At 68.3% G+C, this 16,174-nt stretch carries 16 protein-coding genes; 9 read left to right on the top strand and 7 right to left on the bottom strand.

Going from position 1 to position 16,174, the window contains the following annotated elements; translation table 11 throughout:
- Positions 1-438, bottom strand: a 438-nt coding sequence (locus ACT54R_RS23515; protein WP_476330862.1) for a sterol desaturase family protein, incomplete at its 3' end; no start/stop codon positions are given.
- 145 nt (positions 439-583) lie between these two features.
- On the opposite strand from ACT54R_RS23515, the gene ACT54R_RS23510 reads away from it, so the two are divergent.
- The gene (locus ACT54R_RS23510; protein WP_476330859.1) at positions 584-964 is read left to right on the top strand and encodes a 4a-hydroxytetrahydrobiopterin dehydratase; all 381 of its coding nucleotides are present in this window, start codon (positions 584-586) and stop codon (positions 962-964) included.
- Positions 965-1,006: 42 nt separating this feature from the next.
- Positions 1,007-2,065 (top strand): aminotransferase class III-fold pyridoxal phosphate-dependent enzyme, encoded by a 1,059-nt coding sequence (locus ACT54R_RS23505; RefSeq protein WP_476330856.1) that lies wholly within the window; start codon positions 1,007-1,009, stop codon positions 2,063-2,065.
- Positions 2,066-2,071: 6 nt separating this feature from the next.
- Here ACT54R_RS23505 and ACT54R_RS23500 read toward each other — a convergent pair whose 3' ends face one another.
- The 5 genes from ACT54R_RS23500 to ACT54R_RS23480 are packed head-to-tail and all read right to left on the bottom strand — an operon-like array spanning position 2,072 to position 5,989.
- Positions 2,072-2,791, bottom strand: coding sequence for a (5-formylfuran-3-yl)methyl phosphate synthase (locus tag ACT54R_RS23500; protein WP_476330853.1), 720 nt, complete (start codon positions 2,789-2,791; stop codon positions 2,072-2,074).
- Entirely contained in the window at positions 2,788-3,357 is a 570-nt protein-coding gene (locus ACT54R_RS23495; RefSeq protein ID WP_476330850.1) for a DUF447 domain-containing protein, read from the bottom strand. Before ACT54R_RS23495 ends, ACT54R_RS23500 begins: the two co-directional genes overlap by 4 nt.
- Positions 3,354-4,772: a DUF6513 domain-containing protein gene (locus tag ACT54R_RS23490; protein ID WP_476330847.1), complete on the bottom strand. Its 1,419-nt coding sequence runs from the start codon at positions 4,770-4,772 to the stop codon at positions 3,354-3,356. Before ACT54R_RS23490 ends, ACT54R_RS23495 begins: the two co-directional genes overlap by 4 nt.
- A 3-nt stretch (positions 4,773-4,775) precedes the next feature.
- Positions 4,776-5,354 carry a flavoprotein gene (locus ACT54R_RS23485; RefSeq protein ID WP_476330844.1) on the bottom strand — a complete coding sequence of 193 codons (579 nt, stop codon included), beginning with the start codon at positions 5,352-5,354 and terminating at the stop codon, positions 4,776-4,778.
- Positions 5,351-5,989, bottom strand: coding sequence for an aspartate kinase (locus ACT54R_RS23480; protein ID WP_476330841.1), 639 nt, complete (start codon positions 5,987-5,989; stop codon positions 5,351-5,353). The genes ACT54R_RS23485 and ACT54R_RS23480 overlap by 4 nt, the downstream gene beginning before the upstream one ends.
- A 214-nt stretch (positions 5,990-6,203) precedes the next feature.
- On the opposite strand from ACT54R_RS23480, the gene ACT54R_RS23475 reads away from it, so the two are divergent.
- The 4 genes from ACT54R_RS23475 (at position 6,204) to mgtA (ending at position 11,777) form a co-directional block, all read left to right on the top strand.
- Positions 6,204-6,596, top strand: coding sequence for a c-type cytochrome (locus ACT54R_RS23475; RefSeq protein ID WP_476330838.1), 393 nt, complete (start codon positions 6,204-6,206; stop codon positions 6,594-6,596).
- 325 nt (positions 6,597-6,921) lie between these two features.
- Complete coding sequence (locus ACT54R_RS23470) at positions 6,922-7,647, top strand: 16S rRNA (uracil(1498)-N(3))-methyltransferase (RefSeq protein WP_476330835.1); 726 nt, start codon at positions 6,922-6,924, stop codon at positions 7,645-7,647.
- Positions 7,648-7,898: 251 nt separating this feature from the next.
- A complete protein-coding gene (locus ACT54R_RS23465; protein ID WP_476330832.1) occupies positions 7,899-9,020 on the top strand; it encodes a carboxylate-amine ligase in 1,122 nt (373 codons plus the stop codon).
- A 111-nt stretch (positions 9,021-9,131) separates the two neighbouring features.
- Positions 9,132-11,777 (top strand): magnesium-translocating P-type ATPase, encoded by a 2,646-nt coding sequence (mgtA, locus tag ACT54R_RS23460; RefSeq protein WP_476330829.1) that lies wholly within the window; start codon positions 9,132-9,134, stop codon positions 11,775-11,777.
- Positions 11,778-11,814: 37 nt separating this feature from the next.
- Here the strand turns inward: mgtA and ACT54R_RS23455 are convergent, their stop codons facing one another.
- Positions 11,815-12,663 carry a fumarylacetoacetate hydrolase family protein gene (locus tag ACT54R_RS23455; protein WP_476330826.1) on the bottom strand — a complete coding sequence of 283 codons (849 nt, stop codon included), beginning with the start codon at positions 12,661-12,663 and terminating at the stop codon, positions 11,815-11,817.
- Between the two features lie 627 nt (positions 12,664-13,290).
- Here ACT54R_RS23455 and ACT54R_RS23450 point away from each other — a divergent pair.
- Genes ACT54R_RS23450 through ACT54R_RS23440 form a run of 3 tightly spaced genes read left to right on the top strand, consistent with a single transcriptional unit; the run spans position 13,291 to position 16,168 of the window.
- Positions 13,291-14,103 (top strand): UDP-2,3-diacylglucosamine diphosphatase, encoded by an 813-nt coding sequence (locus ACT54R_RS23450; protein WP_476330824.1) that lies wholly within the window; start codon positions 13,291-13,293, stop codon positions 14,101-14,103.
- The gene (locus tag ACT54R_RS23445; RefSeq protein ID WP_476330821.1) at positions 14,103-15,170 is read left to right on the top strand and encodes a glycosyltransferase family 4 protein; all 1,068 of its coding nucleotides are present in this window, start codon (positions 14,103-14,105) and stop codon (positions 15,168-15,170) included. The genes ACT54R_RS23450 and ACT54R_RS23445 overlap by 1 nt, the downstream gene beginning before the upstream one ends.
- Positions 15,167-16,168, top strand: a complete 1,002-nt coding sequence (locus ACT54R_RS23440; protein WP_476330818.1) for a threonine ammonia-lyase — start codon at positions 15,167-15,169, stop codon at positions 16,166-16,168. The genes ACT54R_RS23445 and ACT54R_RS23440 overlap by 4 nt, the downstream gene beginning before the upstream one ends.
- The last annotated feature ends 6 nt before the right edge of the window (positions 16,169-16,174 follow it).

Here is a 16,174-nt window from a genome sequence, read left to right as displayed (position 1 = left end):
CGGCGGCGGCGCGTAGATGAAGCCGAAGGAGACGCAGCCCTCCTTGCCCTCCACCGCATGGTGCAGCCGGTGCGCCTGAACGAGGCGCTTGAGATAGCCGTTGCGCGGCACGTAGCGGAACGGCCAGCGCTGATGCGTGATGCCGTCGTGGACGAAGAAATAGAGGAAGCCGTAGACGGTCATCCCCACGCCCACCCACAGCAGCGGACCGCCGTTGCGATAAAAATAGATGAGCAGGATGGCGATGCCGGCGAACACGACGGCGTAAAGGTCGTTGCGCTCGAACACGCCTTCACGCGGCTCGTGGTGGGATTTGTGCCAGCCCCAGCCCCAGCCGTGCATCACATATTTATGCGCTGCCCACGCCACGCCTTCCATGGCGGCGACGGTGAGGAGCACGATCGATGTGTTGACGAGGAAGGCGAGCGCGTTCGACATGGTTCTCCATCCGCTGCGGCAGAACGGGATATGCCCGGGGCTGCCGCGGGCCTCGTCCTTATACAGCATCACCCGCCGCGTGGCGCACTGTGCAAGATCAACTCGTTGCCCTGCGCCCGCCCGGGTCCCCGCCCCGGAGCCGACCATGACCATCGATCGCAAGAAGACCTTCTCGCCGGAAGAGGTCGCCGCCCACCTCGCCGCCGAGCTGCCCCACTGGCGCTACGAGGACGGCTGGATCAAGCGCACCTACAAGACCAACAGCTGGAAGGGCACGCTGATGGTCATCAACACGGTGGGCCATCTCGCCGAGGCGGCCTGGCACCATCCTGACCTCACCGCCTCCTACGCCTGGGTGGAGGTGCGGCTGCAGTCCCACGACGCCAAGGGCATTACCGTCCGCGATCTCGCGCTGGCGAAGAAGATCGAGGAAGTGGTGCAGTGGCAGCCCGGCGCGGCAGAAGATGCGCCGCTGGAAGGTACGCCGCAGCACGATCTGCGCTTTTCCTACATCAAGTACGATTGATCGCGGCGCGCTCCTTGCTTCGTCGAGGTGATGGAGGAGCGCGTGTCCGCAATCGCCCCAGACGCTGACGGCATCGAAGCACCGGCCGACGACGCGGCCTCCGTTGCGACGCCGGTGCTCGATTTCTCGGGCGCCGTCCGCTTCGATCCCGCGCGAGTGATCGCGGCAGAGGTGGATGACGCGGATGGCGCTCCCGCCTCCGCCAGATGTGCTGCCCTCCTGACGGACCATTCCTTCGGCGATGTGGCCCGCTTCTTTGCCGATCGCGCGACGGCATGGCGTGTCGCGGTCGAGACGATCCGCGCCCACCATCGCACGGCGGGACGACCCAAGCGGCGGGAGATCATCGTGGTCTCCGACGATCCGCGTCTTCCCCCCGCGCTCGCGCAGGATGCGGGTGTGCGGCGCATCCCCGAGGACGAAGCGGCCATCGAGGCCGCCATGGGGCCGAACGTGGCGGCGCTTCTGCTCGCGCCCGCCTCCATCGATGCCGGCCTGCGCTTTCTGCCGGGCTCCATCCTCGCCACCGCGCGTCAGATGGCGGATGAGTATGGCGTAGTGCTCCTGTTCGACGAGACAGATGGAGGCCTCGGGCGCACGGGCATGGCTTTCGCCCACGAGTGGCGCGGCGTGGCGCCGGACCTGATGGTGATCGACGATCTGCCGGGTGGGGCCGAAGGTGGGCAGGGGGCTTCAGCATTGGTGCTCGGCACGCGTCTCGCCCGCAGCCTGCCTTCCGGCCTGCCGCTGCTGGACGAGGAAGCTGCCGCCGGCCTGCTGTCTGTGCTCTCGGCCGCCTTCGCTCCGGGCTTTGAGACGCGCGTGCAGGAGCTGGGGTGGAAACTGGAGGACCGGCTCGCCACCCTGCGCTGGCGCCGGCCGGACCTGTTCACGGATACGGCGGGCACCGGCCTCGTTCAGGGGCTGATGTGCGCAGGGCCCGCCGCGCCTCTGACGGAGGCGCTGAGCGGGCAGGGGCTTCTCACCCGATCGCTCGGCAACGTGCTCGCGATACTGCCGCCGCTAACCGCCACCGAGGCGGAGATTGAATCGGCGGGCGACATTCTGGATGCAGTGGTGGCGGCGATCCCGCCCGCCTGACCGGCCTCAGGCGCGGACGCGCCCCGCCAGCGTTTCGCGCACGGCGGACAAACGCGCGGGATCGAGGGCACTGGTCCGCCCTTCGGCGCAGAGCGCGCCGCGGAAACCCAGATAATGCGGCCGCAGCGCCGCCAGCGGCGCGATATCCGCCAGCTTCAGCGAGCCGGCGAGGCCGGTCAGCAGTCCGTCCGAGCGCGCGAGCGAGACAAAGCGGGCGAGGGTTTCCGGCGGCAGGTGTGCGAGCAGACCGCCCGCCGCCTTGTCCGCCGTGTCCAGCATCACCCCGTGGAAGCCGCCGGCGGCGAACAGCGGCACGGCGGCGAGGTTCGGCGCCTGATCGGAGAAGAGCACGGCGATCAGCCGCGTCTCGCGGGCGAGGGGCCGGAGGGCGTCGAGCACCGGCGGAAGGTCCGCGCCATCGCCGAGGGCAAAGCCGATCTTCACCAGCGGCACGCCGGCGGCGGCGGTGCGCTCGGCGGCGGTGCGGAGCAGGTCCGGCTCCAGCGGGTGGTCGCCGACCGTGGCGCTGAGGCTGCCGGGTGCGCCTGCCGCGCGCCACAGGGCGACGGCCTCGGCGAGCGCTTCCGGCGCCCACGCGCCCAGCGCGCCCTCGGCGGGGTTCTTGAGATCCACAATATCGACGCCGGCGGCGAGCGCCGTGCGCATCTCATCGAGGTTCGCCACGGATGCGAGAAGTCCCGGCCGGGCGGGAACGTGCGCCGTCATGAGGCGGCCCGCGCCCGGTGGTCGGCGATGGTCTCGCACAGCCAGTCCCACGCCTCGCGCTCGGCCGGGCCGGCGGTCTTGTCGATGGCGATGGAGAGATAGTTCATTTCCCGGTCCACCCTGTCGGGGTCCATCATGTGCAACCGCGAGACGAGGATGGCGCCTTCCAGCACCGCCGCCACCGCCCGGTTCAGGCCGAGGAAGGGGGCGTGCGTTTCGCGGTGGATAGTGCGGCAGAAGAAGCGGGGGCGGGTGGGGTCGTCCTCCATGCGCACCACCTCCACCTCGTCATGGGCGAGGCAGTCGGCGAGGCGCGCGGCGCCCTTGAGAAGGGTGGCCGGCACGGTGGGCCAGGAACGGTGCCGGCCGGTGATGCAGCCGGCGAAGATGCGGGCGTCATCGGAGAAGTTCACCACGCAGCTCTTCGCCGCTGCCAGATTGTCCAGCGTGCGGGAGGGGCGGAAGGGCTGGAGCAGATAGCCGCCTTCCACCACGCTCGCGCCCATGGGGGCGATGTGCGCCTCCCCGGCGGCCGAGACGGTGGTGACGATGGTCTCCCGGATCACGCGCTTTCGCCTTTCTTCTTCGATGAAAGCGTCGAGCCCGCTTCCTTGAATGTCAACCGATGCCTCTCCTCGGCGCTCCCGCCGGTCTCGCCCGCGACACCCCACTTCAGCGGTTCGTCCTGCGCATAGCGCTTGCCGAGATGGTGGGCGATCTCCGCCCGCGCCGTCTCGACGCCGAGATAGAAGGCGTGGGCGCCATCGTCCTCCACCTTCAGGTGGGGGAAGAGGGCGAAGGGGTCGGAGGCCACATGGTGGCCGTCGCGGTTGTAGACGTGGATGCCCTGTTCCGTCACCTCGATGCGGAAATTGCGGTCGGCCACTGTCGAGGCCAGCCGTGCCACCTCGTCGGGGGTGGTGGAAAAGGGCCGCCGGTCGCGCAGCGCCATCAGCCCGCCGCCGAAGCCCTGCGGCAGGGCACCGGCCTCGCGCGCGGCATAATATTCCCGCCGCGCCCGGTCGAACTCGCGCACCGCCGTTCGGCAATGGGGGCTCACCTGCACCGCGAGCACGGCATTCAGCCGCAGCTCGGAGATGATGCCCATCAGCAGCGCGTTCATGCCGGTGGTGTCGGCGTCCGTCAGCTCAGTGACATTGCCGATGCCCATCAGGATGGGAATCTCCGGCTTCAGCCGTCGCAACTCCGCATAGCGCACCAGCGATGCCGTGAAGCCGAGATGGATGGGGTCGAGAATGGGATCGGCGAGGAAGGGCCGCCCTGCCGCCTCGCACGCCTCAATGGCGCGGATGAGAGACGAAAGGTCTCCGGCCTGCGCCGGCACCAGCACCGGCACGGCCGGGCCTTCATCGGCGATGGCGAGATTTGTCTCGTTGAGGCTGAGCAGATAGTCCGCCCCGGCGCGCGTGCCGCGACGCAACTCCTCCGGGTCGAAGCTGTCCACGCTCACCTTGAAGCCCTCGGCTTTCAGGGTGGCGATAGCATCTTCCAGATGCGGGAAGGGCTGGTCGGGCAGGGCGCCGAGGTCGATCACGTCCGCGCCTTCGCCCCTCAGGAAGCGGGCGCGCTCCAGAAGCTCGGGGATGGACAGCCGCGTCGCATCCACGATCTCGGCGAACAACATCACATCGTGGCGGTCTAGCGATACCTTTCGCCCCTTGCCTCGGCCGAAATAGGCGGGGAGGTCCGCCGCCTCGTCCGGCCCGCGCTCGAACGGCAGGCCGAAGCGGGCGGCGAGGCGTTCGAGGTCGCCCCGGAAACGGCCGGGCATCAGGACCTTGTCCGTGCCCTCGGGCAGCTTGAGGCGGCGTTCGACAATCTCCGCCGTCATCAGCGCCGCGACCTTCACCCCGATGTTCACCACCACCGGATCAAGCGTGCCGTCCGCAAGCTCCTCCGCGATCCGGCGGATGCGCGGCTCCGCCAGCGAGCCGGTGACGAGGGCGACGCGCTCGGCCATGTCTCAGGCCGGGACGGGATAGAGGGTGGCAAGCTCCGCCCGGCGGCGGGCGACGGCGAGGCGCAGCTCCTCCAGCGTCTCGGCCACCACGGTCGCCTCAAAGGTCTTGAGCTTCGCGGTGTTCTCGAGATCGATCCGGCGCGGATAGACCGGCACCGGGCCTTCCGGTGCCATGGTGATCATCTCCGGCTGGCTGTCGCAGGCGAAGACGATGCAGGCCACGCGGCACTTGCCGGCCTGGGCGAAGCAATTGGTGACGAGCGTATCGGAAATCCCGTGCACCGCCTTCGCCACCGTATTGGAGGAGGCGGGCGAGACGACGAGGGTGTGATACTCGCCGTGATAGAAGCGGCCGATCGAGGCGGAGGACGCCGAATTGTCGCGGAACACCTGTGTCTGCGGGGGCAGGGGTTCCTTGTCCTGCTTGTACATGCGCAGCACTTCGTCCGCGGCGTCCGAGATGAACAGGTCCACGTCCTGAAGCTCGCGGATGATCTCGATGCTCTCGGTGAAATAGTGCCCCGAGCCGGTGAGGGCCCAGGCCCAGCGGGGCGGCTTCTTGCTGGAACGGGTCTCGCTCATGATGGGCGGGGGCCTTCTATGGTTTCCTCGATGCTCTGCGGCTCAAGCGGTGCGAGCACCCGGTCCAACAGCGCCCCGTCGTCGGCGGGGACGAGGACAATATCGCCAGAATAGCTCCGTGCCATGGTCGCAAAAGCCGCATCCACCAGACCGGCCGCGCTCCAGGCCGCGAGGTCCGCTGCGCCATCGCCGCTGCGCGGCGCCGCAACGCCCGGCGCCTTCACGAGGACCAGCCGCCGCGCTGCCAGCCGGCCGGCCAGCCAAAGCGCCAGGCTGTCGGAGGTCACGTCCCAGCTTTGGGGAATATCCGGCGCGTCGAGCGTCATGGTGGCGGGAAGCCACAAAGCGGTGCCAACCGTCGCGGCTGACTCAATCTCGGCCGGCGTGCGTGCGGGGTGAAGGCCGGGGGCCATGTCCAGGAAGGCGTGGGCGATCTGCTCCATGGCGAGGATGGCCATCCGGTGGGCTGCCCCATCGGAAAGTGCCATCTGCCGCTGCATCACGCGAACCTGATCGGCCAGAGCTCCGCCGCCCGGCACCAGCACCAGCCCCTTGCGACCCGAGAGGCGGTCAAGCAGGAGCCGCGGCGGCGCGCCCCGCGTCAGGCTTCCGCCGATCTTCACAATAATGGTCACGCTGAAGCCGTCATTTCGGGAGGTCTCAAGGTCGCATCGAAGGCCGGGTTGGAAACATGCTAAGGAACCCGACCCCTCTGCCACGGATATATGTGGTGTCCTAGGTGGAGGTGTCTGCCCGGTAAAGCATCACAAGCTGGCTTCCGCGAATTTGCAGGTGCGAACACAGCGCCCTGCACAGCCGGGGCCCGGCCGACAGAGAGGATATAGCTCAATGCGTCTTGTTCTGGCTTCTGCCCTTGTCCTCGCCGCCGCGACCGGCTCGGCCTATGCCGATCCCGACGTCGCCAAGGGCGAGACCGTGTTCAAGAAGTGCATGGCCTGCCATGCCATCGGCCCCGACGCCAAGGTGAAGGTCGGCCCGCCGCTGAACGGCATCGTCGGTGCCAAGTGGGCGCACTTCGAGGGCTATGCGTATTCCCAGGACATCAAGGACGGCGCCGCCGCCGGCAAGGTGTGGGACGACGCCACCCTCAACGATTACATCGAGAATCCCAAGCACCTCGCCCCCAAGGGTAAGATGGCGTTCGCCGGCGTGAAGAACGAGCAGGAGCGCGCGGATCTCATCGCCTTCCTCGCCCAGTTCAAGCCGGACGGCTCCAAGTAAGCGCCGAACGTAAGCGCCGAACGTAGGCGCCGAGCACCCGGGTGCTGCGAGGGATTCAGGGCTGAAGCAGGCGCGCGGGTAATCGCTCCGCCTGTGGCACGGTATCAGCTTCCCTTGCATCCTCCATTCGGGGGATGCAACCGCAGGCTACCCTTGTGGATTATGCAATAGCGCCGGTCAGGGCGTCGTCTCCCGAGGGGCGTTCGGGGGGCTGGACAGGCGGGGGTCCTTCGGGTCTCCGCCTGTTTTCGTTCCGCGGCGCTCCTGAAGCGCACGCTTGCAACGCGGGCCGATGCGTGGTGTCCCTCCGGCGAGAGGAGCCGTCATGCCAGAGCACGATTTCCACGCCCAACGTCTGCACGTCGCCGCCGATCTGGCAGAGGGCGCCGAAATCGTGCTGGAGCGCGAGGCGGCGCATTACGTTGCCAACGTGATCCGGCTGGGCGTGGGCGAGGACATCCTCCTGTTCAACGGTTGCGATGGGGAATGGCGGGCGACGCGCATCGCCGGCGGCAAGCGCGAGGTGCGCCTCGAAGTTCTGCGCGAGACCCGGCCCCAGCCGCCCGCGCCGACGCTGGAATATGCGTTTGCGCCGCTGAAGCATGCGCGCCTCGACTACATGGTCCAGAAGGCGGTGGAGATGGGCGCGGGCATCCTGAGCCCCATCCTCACCCGCTACACGCAGGTCTCCCGCGTCAATGTCGAGCGCATGACGGCCAACGCCATCGAGGCCGCCGAACAGTGCGGTATCCTCAGCCTACCCCATGTGGCGGAGCCCCGCCCGCTTGACGCGTGGCTGTCGTCCCTCGCAGAGGACCGCCTCCTCGTGTTCTGCGACGAAGCCTCCGATGACGAAGACCCCATCGCCGCGCTCAAGCAGGCGCGGCCAGGGCCGGTAAGCGTGTTGATCGGCCCGGAAGGCGGGTTCAGCCCGGAAGAGCGGACCCGCATCGCCCCCCGAGGCCTCACCCTCAGCCTTGGCCCGCGCATCCTGCGGGCCGACACTGCCGCCGTGGCCGCCCTCGCGCTGGTGAATGCGGCGCGTCGATGAGGGTGCATTAACGCGCGGGGCGCGTTTTTGTTCCGTCACACTGGATAAAATAGTTCTTGCGATTCGTTCGTAAACTACTTTCGACTTCGTCCATATCGCGTGCACTGCGGCAAGATGTTGAACCGTAACGTGCAATCCCGCGCGTGATTCACTGCCAAAATTTGGACTGATTTGGCGTCAGTCTCCCCGGAACTTCGCAATGGGACGAGCGTTACTGGCTCGCTTCAAGGTCAGGTTTTGTGGAGGGCTCCGTGTCGAACGATTACAGCTTTGGAATCGAAGAGGAGTTCTTCGTCGTCGACGCCCACACGAAGGCCGTGCAACGCCGCATGCCCGCAGGCTTTTTCGACGAGCTGAAGGAGCGGCTGGGGGAATCCGTCTCGGTGGAGATGCTCCAGTCGCAGCTTGAGATCGCCACCAGGCCGACCACCGGCATCGGCAGCGCGCTGGACGAAATCCGCGGCCTGCGCCACGCCGTGTCGGATGTCGCGAGCGAGCACGGCCTCGCCGTCATCGCCTCCGGCACCCACCCCACCGCCACCTGGGACGGCGTGCGCGCCACGCGAGCCAATCGCTATGACGGGGTGATGAACGACCTCAAGATGCTGGGCGAGCGCAATATGGTGTGCGGTCTGCACGTCCACGTGGAACTGCCAGACCCGGACGAGCGGGTCGACGTGATGCGCCGCATCGTGCCGTATATCCCGCACTTCATCGCGCTCTCCACCTCCTCGCCCTTCTGGGGCGCCAAGCAGACCGGACTGATGGGCTATCGGCTCGCCGCCTATGACGAGCTGCCGCGCACCGGCCTGCCGGAGATGTTCGAGAACAGCGGCGACTACGAGCGTTATGTGGAGGCCATGGTGGCGGCGCGGGCAATCACCGATTCGAGCTATGTGTGGTGGGCCATCCGCCCCTCGCGCCAGCTGCCGACACTGGAGCTGCGCGCGCCGGACAGTTGCACCCGCTCGACCGACACGGTGGCCATCGCCGCGCTCTACCGCTCGCTGGTGCGCTTCCTGGTGCGCAATCCCCATCACAATCGCGATGTGGGGCCGGTGGACCGGGCCATTGCCGACGAGAACAAGTGGCGCGCCCAGCGCTACGGCGTGCACGGCTCGTTCGTTGACCTCGCCCAGCGCCGCGCCGTCGCGGTGCGGGATGCGGTGGATGGCCTCGTCAACCTCGTCGCCTCGGATGCGGAGGCGCTGGGCTGCCTCGATGCTTTGATGCGCGTGCGCACCATTGCCGAGGAGGGCACCAGCGCCGACGTGCAACTCGCGGTCTTCCAGGAAGCCCAGCACCGCACCGGCAACCGCACCGAGGCCCTGGGCGCGGTGAAGAGCTGGCTCGCCACGACGACCATGCAGTGAGGTCGCAGCGGAAGGTCGCTTTCGCAGCCGTTTCTTGATTAAGGCCGGTATCTGCCGGCCGATAATGTGCTCTAGGCTCCCGCCGGCTCGATTAGCGCCCGGAGGCCGCCCGTGGAGATCGCCGCAAAAGGTTCGCAGCGCAACGGCCACGGCTCGGCCTCATCGCCGGCGGCGGGGGATGCGGGGACGGCAGCCTTCTGGACGGAGGCGCCGGATGCCCTCTGCCATCGCCTCGGCTGCGGCACCGCCGGGCTGTCCCAAGGGGAGGCGGCCGAGCGGCTGGAGCGCTTCGGCCCCAACCTCGACAAGCCTCCGCGCCGCTCCGGTCCCCTTCGCGCGCTGTTGCGCCGCCTGCTGGAACCGCTGGTGCTGATGCTGCTCGTTGCCGCCGTGGTCTCGGCCGCGACGGGAGATGCAGCGAGCGCGGCCATCATCATCCTCGTCATCGTCGCGTCCATCGGGCTCGACACGGTTCAGGAAGCGCGGGCCTCCCGGGCGGCGGCGGCCTTGCGCGAGCAGGTCGCGCTCACCGCCGAGGTGTGCCGTGACGGCGTGTTCTCAACGCTCCCCACCGACCGGATCGTGCCTGGCGACGTGTTCCGCGTGCGTACCGGCGACATTATCCCGGCAGACGCGGTGATCCTCTCGGCAGACGGCTTCGCCGCCAATGAGGCCGCCCTCACGGGTGAACCCTATGCGGTGGAGAAGCGTCCGGGCGCCGTCTCGTCTACCGTGGCGGCGGAGGCGACGAACGCCCTGTTCCGGGGTGCGGTGGCGCAGAGCGGTGAGGCGGTGGCGCTCGCGGTCGCCACCGGCCAGGCAACCCTGTTCGGCTCCGCTGCCGCCCTTCTGGCGGAGGACGCCGGCCTCTCGCCTTTCCAGCGCGACCTGCGCGCATTGGGCTTCGTCATCGCCCGCGCCGCGGGCGTGCTGTCCGTGGCTGTCCTGGCCGTGAACCTCGTGCTGGGGCGGCCGCTTCTGGAATCGCTGATGTTCGCGGTGGCGCTGGCGGTGGGGCTCACCCCCGAGCTTCTGCCCATGATCACCACAGTGACCCTTTCGCGCGGGGCGGTGCGCATGGCCCAGCGCAAGGTGATCGTGAAGCGCCTCACCGCCATCCACGACCTCGGCGCCATGACGGTGCTCTGCACGGACAAGACCGGCACGCTCACCTCCGCCGAGATCGTGCTCGCCGGCAGCGAGGATGCGGGCGGGCAGGCGTCGCGCCGTCCCGCGGAGCTTGCGGCCTTGTGCGCGGAGCTGGCCGGCGACCGCAGCTGGATGGACACGGCCCTCGCCGCGGCCGCGCCCGACGCCGCGGATGGCTGGACGGCTCCCTCGCGCCTTGGCTTCGGCTATGAACGCCGCCGCGGCTCCGTGCTGGCGGAGCGGGCAGGGCAGGGGGCCGGCGAACGCCTGCTCGTCTGCAAGGGCGCGCCGGAAGCGGTGATGGACGTCTGCACCGATCGCCGGCTGGGTGATGACCTTGCCAGTCTCGATGCAGAAGCCCGTGCCGCCATCGCCGCTCAGCTCAAGCGTCATGCGGAGCAGGGCCTGCGCGCCATTGCCATCGCGACGCGGGCCGGCACGCCGGACGGCATGGCGCGCACGGGCAGCCTGGAGCCGGAGGATGAATCCGGCCTCGTGCTGGAAGGCTTCTGCCTGTTCGAGGACCCGCCCAAGCCCAGCGCAGCCCATGCCCTCGCGCGGCTCGCGGCGGCGGGTGTGAAGGTCAAGGTGCTGTCGGGGGACGATCCCACGGTGGTCGCCCGCGTCGCAGGGGAGCTCGGCCTCGATGCCGCGGACATCCTCTCGGGGGCCGAGGTGGCTCACCTCAGCGACGATGCCCTGCGCGTCCGGGTGCGCAGCGTGAACGTCTACGGCCGCATGACGCCCAACCAGAAGGTGCGGGTGGTGCGGGCGCTTATGGCCGATGGCGAGACCGTCGGCTTCCTCGGCGACGGGGTGAACGACGCCCCGGGCCTGAAGCTCGCCGACGTCGGCCTCTCGGTGGACGGCGCGACCGGCGTCGCCCGCGCCGCCGCCGACATGATCCTGCTCGCGCCCGACCTCGACGTGGTGGCGGACGGGGTGGAGGAGGGACGGCGGACCTTCGCCAACATCCTGAAATATGTGCGGATGGGCGCCAGCTCCAACTTCGGCAACATGCTCTCCATGGCCGCAGCCAGCCTCTTCCTGCCGTTCCTGCCGCTGCTCGCCACCCAGATCCTGCTCAACAACCTGCTCTACGACCTCTCCGAGGTCGGCATTCCCTTCGACGCCGTGGACGAGGCGGACCTCGCCACGCCCCAGCAGTGGGACATGAAGGGGCTGGTGCGGTTCGCGGCGGTGATGGGGCCGCTCTCCTCGCTGTTCGACATCCTCACCTTCGGCGTGCTGCTGGTGGTGCTCGGCGCCGGGGTGGATGCCTTCCGCACGGCGTGGTTCCTGGAATCCATCGCCACGCAGGTGCTGGTGGTGTTCCTCATCCGCACCCGTCTGCCCTTGGGCGAAGCGCCGCCGGACCGGGCGCTGGTCATCTCGGCCCTAGGCGCGCTGGCCGTCGCCTTCGTGGTGCCCCTGAGCGGTCTCGGCGGCTGGTTCGGCTTCGTGCCGCTCCCGGCCACCACCCTCATTGCCGTCGCCGCCATCACCCTGGTCTACCTCGCCTGCGCGCAATGGGTGAAGCGCTACGCCATGGGCGCGATACCGACGGGCGTGGCGTCCGCCCATGGACATGAAAACGGCCGCCGATGAAGCGGCGGCCGTTGTCTGCCGTGAAGGGGGTAACCGCTCAGAGCTTGAACGGAACCACGGTCTGCTGCTGTTCGCCGAGGCCCTCGATGCCGACGCGCATCACGTCGCCGGCCTTCAGGAAGCGCGGCGGCTTGAAGCCGAGGCCGACGCCGGGCGGGGTGCCGGTGGTGATGACGTCGCCGGGATCGAGCACCATGAACTGGCTGATGTAGTGCACCAGGAACGGGATGCGGAAGATCATGGTCTTCATGGAGCCGTTCTGCACGCGCTCCCCGTTCACTTCGAGCCACATGGCGAGGGTGGAGGTGTCGGCGATCTCGTCGGTGGTGACGAGCCAGGGGCCGAGCGGGCCGAAGGTCTCGCAGCCCTTGCCCTTCATCCACTGGCCGGAGCGCTCGATCTGGAAATGGCGCTCGGAGACGTCGTTGCAGATGCAGTAGCCGGCAACGTGATCGAGGGCTTCCTTCTCCTCGACATAGCGGGCGCGCTTGCCGATGACGAAGGCGAACTCCACCTCCCAATCGAGCTTCAGCGAGCCCTTCGGGATCATCACGTCGTCATTCGGGCCGACGATGCAGTTCGGCGCCTTGTTAAAGAGCACCGGCTCTTCGGGGATCGGATTGTTGGTCTCGGCAGCGTGGTCCGCGAAATTGAGGCCGACCGCGACGAAATTGCCGGGACGGGCGACGCAGGCGCCAAGACGCGCGCCCTCGGGCGCGAGAGGCAGGGACGCGGGATCGAGGGCGGCGATCTTCTTCAGGCTCTCGGGGGCGAGCGTCTCGCCGTTGAGGTCCGCGATGACGCCGGAAAGGTCGCGAACCTTGCCGTTTGAATCGATTAGACCCGGCTTCTCTCGTCCAAAGTCGCCGAAGCGGACCAGCTTCATCGGGGGGACTCCTGATGGAATTGTATGGCGTCGTTCTTGTTCGGGCGGGCGGCGCAGGTCGGCAGCTCCGTCCAAGGCGGCGCACGCTGGCGCGGTCTTGTGCTTAGGTCAATGGCGGGGCCAGATAATTTTCGCGGCCGCGGGGCCGGCGCCTGGGTGCCCGGAGGTGACGCAGGGGTGCCTCTTGCGACGTGCCGGAGCCAATATGCCGCGGGCCTGCGAGCCCCGAAGCGCGGTGGCGTGCCCACCCTGCGCAGCAGCCGCCAGAGATGAAGGGGTGCGATTCGACAGGTCGCGCCGCCTGATACGGGGCGCAACGACTTCACCAATGTGGCCTTCGACTATTAGCCGTCTTTCCAATGCAGAAATGGCATGCGTCTAATCTGTGCACGGCGCAGGATTGGGCAGGCGGCCTTCCTTTTCGAAGGCCGACGTCATAAAAGGGATACACGACTCCGGCTAAGTCCGAAGCGTCAACGGCAAGCGTGCAGGCCCTTCGGTAAGGTCCATCGGTGGGTCCGCCGGCGAACTGGAACGGGGCGCCTTACGGGCGCCAAGATGCCGCCTTAGCCGGGTTCAGCCGTTACGGCCGCACCGGCGGGCCGCGGGAAGGTGGAGGTATCGGGCGTGAGCGACAGTCCTGAAGCGCGCCGCTATCGCGCCCTCTTCATCTCCGACGTGCATCTCGGCACCAAGGGCTGCCAGGCCGAACTTCTCCTCGATTTCCTCAAGTACAACGAAGCCGACACCGTCTATCTCGTCGGCGACATTGTCGACGGCTGGCGGCTGAAGGCCAACTGGTACTGGCCGCAGAAGCACAACGACGTGGTGCAGAAGCTGCTGCGCAAGGGCCGCAAGGGCGCGCGCATGGTGTATCTGCCGGGCAATCACGACGAATTCCTGCGCGACTATTACGGCACCCATTTCGGCGGTATCGAAGTTGTGGAGACTGCCATCCACGAGGCGGCCGACGGCAAGCGCTATCTGGTGATCCATGGCGACGTGTTCGATCTGGTCGTGCGCCACGCCAAGTGGCTCGCCTTCCTCGGCGACTGGGCGTACACCGCCGCGCTCGGCATCAACACCTATCTCAACAAGATCCGCCGCCGCCTCGGCCTAACTTACTGGTCGCTGAGCCAGTGGGCAAAGCTCAAGGTGAAGAACGCGGTCAACTATATCGGCAAGTTCGAGGAGGCGGTGGCCGAGGAGGCCAAGCGCTATCAGGTCGACGGCGTGATCTGCGGCCACATCCACCACGCCGCCATCCACGACCAGTTCGGCGTCCGCTACGTGAATTGCGGCGACTGGGTGGAGAGCTGCACTGCCGTCGCCGAGCACGAGGACGGCCGCCTTGAGATCATCTCCTGGACGCGCAAGCTCGAGAAGAGTGCGCCGGCCGAGGAGGGCGAGGTCGTCGAGGGGGCGCGCGCGGCGGCCTGATGCGGGTTCTTGTGGCCACCGATGCGTGGCATCCCCAGATCAACGGCGTGGTGCGTTCCCTGGAGCATACCGCCCGAGAGGCGGAGAACCTCGGGGCGGACATGCAGTTCCTCACCCCGCAGGGCTTCCGCACCGTTCCGCTGCCCACCTACAACGAGATCAGGCTCGCCCTCGCCACGCCGCGCATGATCATGCGGCGCATCGAGGCGCTGCAGCCGGACTTCGTGCATATCGCGACCGAGGGGCCGATCGGCATCCTGGTGCGCCGGGCCTGCATCGCCTCGCGCCGCACCTTCACCACCTCCTATCACACGAAATTCCCGGAATATCTCGCCGCCCGTGCCCCGGTGCCGGAGCGGCTGACCTATGCGTGGCTGCGCTCGTTCCACAATGCGGGCGGCGGCGTCATGGTCTCCACCGCCACGCTGGAGCGGGATCTGGAAGCGCGCGGCTTCAAGCGGCTGATGCGCTGGTCACGCGGCGTGGATGCGGACCTGTTTCGCCCGCGTCCGGAAGCGACGCTGAACCTGCCGCGGCCGGTCTATCTCTTCGTCGGCCGGGTCGCGGTGGAGAAGAACATCGAGGCGTTCCTCAATCTCGATCTTCCCGGCTCCAAGGTGGTGGTGGGCAACGGTCCCGCCCTCGCCAGCCTGAAGGAGCGCTTCCCGGCGGTGCATTTCCTTGGCTCGAAGGAAGGCGAGGATCTGGCGCAGGTCTATTCCGCCTGCGACGTCTTCTGTTTCCCGAGCCGCACCGACACCTTCGGCATCGTGCTGCTGGAGGCGCTGGCCAGCGGCCTGCCGGTTGCCGCCTATCCGGTGACGGGCCCGACCGACGTTCTGGCGGACGCCACCGAAACCGTGGGCATTCTCGATGAGGATCTGCGCACCGCCTGCCTCAAGGCGCTGGAACTGTCGCCCGCCGCCGCCCGCCGCTTCGCGCTGCGCTATACGTGGCGGGAGAGCGCGCGCCAGTTTCTGGACAATGTGCTGATCGCCCACGACATCGGACCCATCGCGCGGCGCTATCGCCTTCGGCGGCGGCGTCGGGTAGCTTCCGGCGCATGAGCGCCTTAGAGATTCAGTCCGCCCCGCTTCCCACCGCCGAAGATGTCGATGCTGCCGCCGCGCGGCTGCTCGGCTTCGCCGTGCGCACGCCGCTGGTGTTCTCGCCGGTGCTGAGCGAGCGCATCGGCGCCGACGTCTTCCTGAAGCCGGAGACGCTTCAGCGCACGGGCTCCTTCAAGTTCCGCGGCGCCTTCAACCGCATGGTGCAGATTCCCGAAGCGGCGCGCGCCGCCGGCGTCGTCGCCTGCTCGTCGGGCAATCATGCCCAGGGCGTCGCCGCCGCGGCGAAGATCCTCGGCATGCCGGCGGTCATCGTCATGCCCCATGACGCGCCGGCCCTGAAGCGCGACCGCACCCGCGCACTCGGCGCCGAGGTCGTGGGCTACGACCGCCGCACCGAGGACCGCGACGCCATCGCCCGCGCCATTGCCGCAGAGCGCGGTGCCATCATGGTGCCGCCCTATGACGATCCCCACATCATCGCCGGGCAGGGCACGGTGGGGCTGGAGATCGTTCAGGACCTCGCCGCGCTCGGCCGCGTGCCGGACCTCGTGGCGGCCAACGCGTCTGGTGGTGGCCTCGTGGCCGGCATCGCGCTCGCCGTCAAGCGGGTTGCGCCGCAGGCGCGGGTGGTGGTGTGCGAGCCGGCGGGCTTCGACGACCATGCCCGCTCCTTCCGCTCTGGCGTGCGCGAGCGCAACGCCCAGCCGGACGGCTCCTTCTGCGACGCGTTGCTGGCGCCCACGCCCGGAGCCATCACCTTCGAGATCACCCGCCGCATTGTGGGTGAGGCGGCGTCCGTGACCGACGCCGAGGTGGCGCGAGCGGTGGAATACGCCTTCCGCGAACTCAAGCTCGTGGTGGAGCCGGGCGGCGCCGTGGCGCTGGCCAGCCTGCTGGAAGGACGGCTCAACGTCTCCGGCGGCACAGCGGTGATCGTCCTCTCGGGCGGCAATGTGGATGCGGAAACCTTCGCCCGCTGCCTCGCTTCCGCCTGACGCATC

The sequence above is a fragment of the Xanthobacter sp. DMC47 genome (assembly GCF_056313845.1).
The sequence above is the reverse complement of the archived record's forward strand: the minus strand, read 5'-3'. Positions and strand labels throughout refer to the sequence as shown.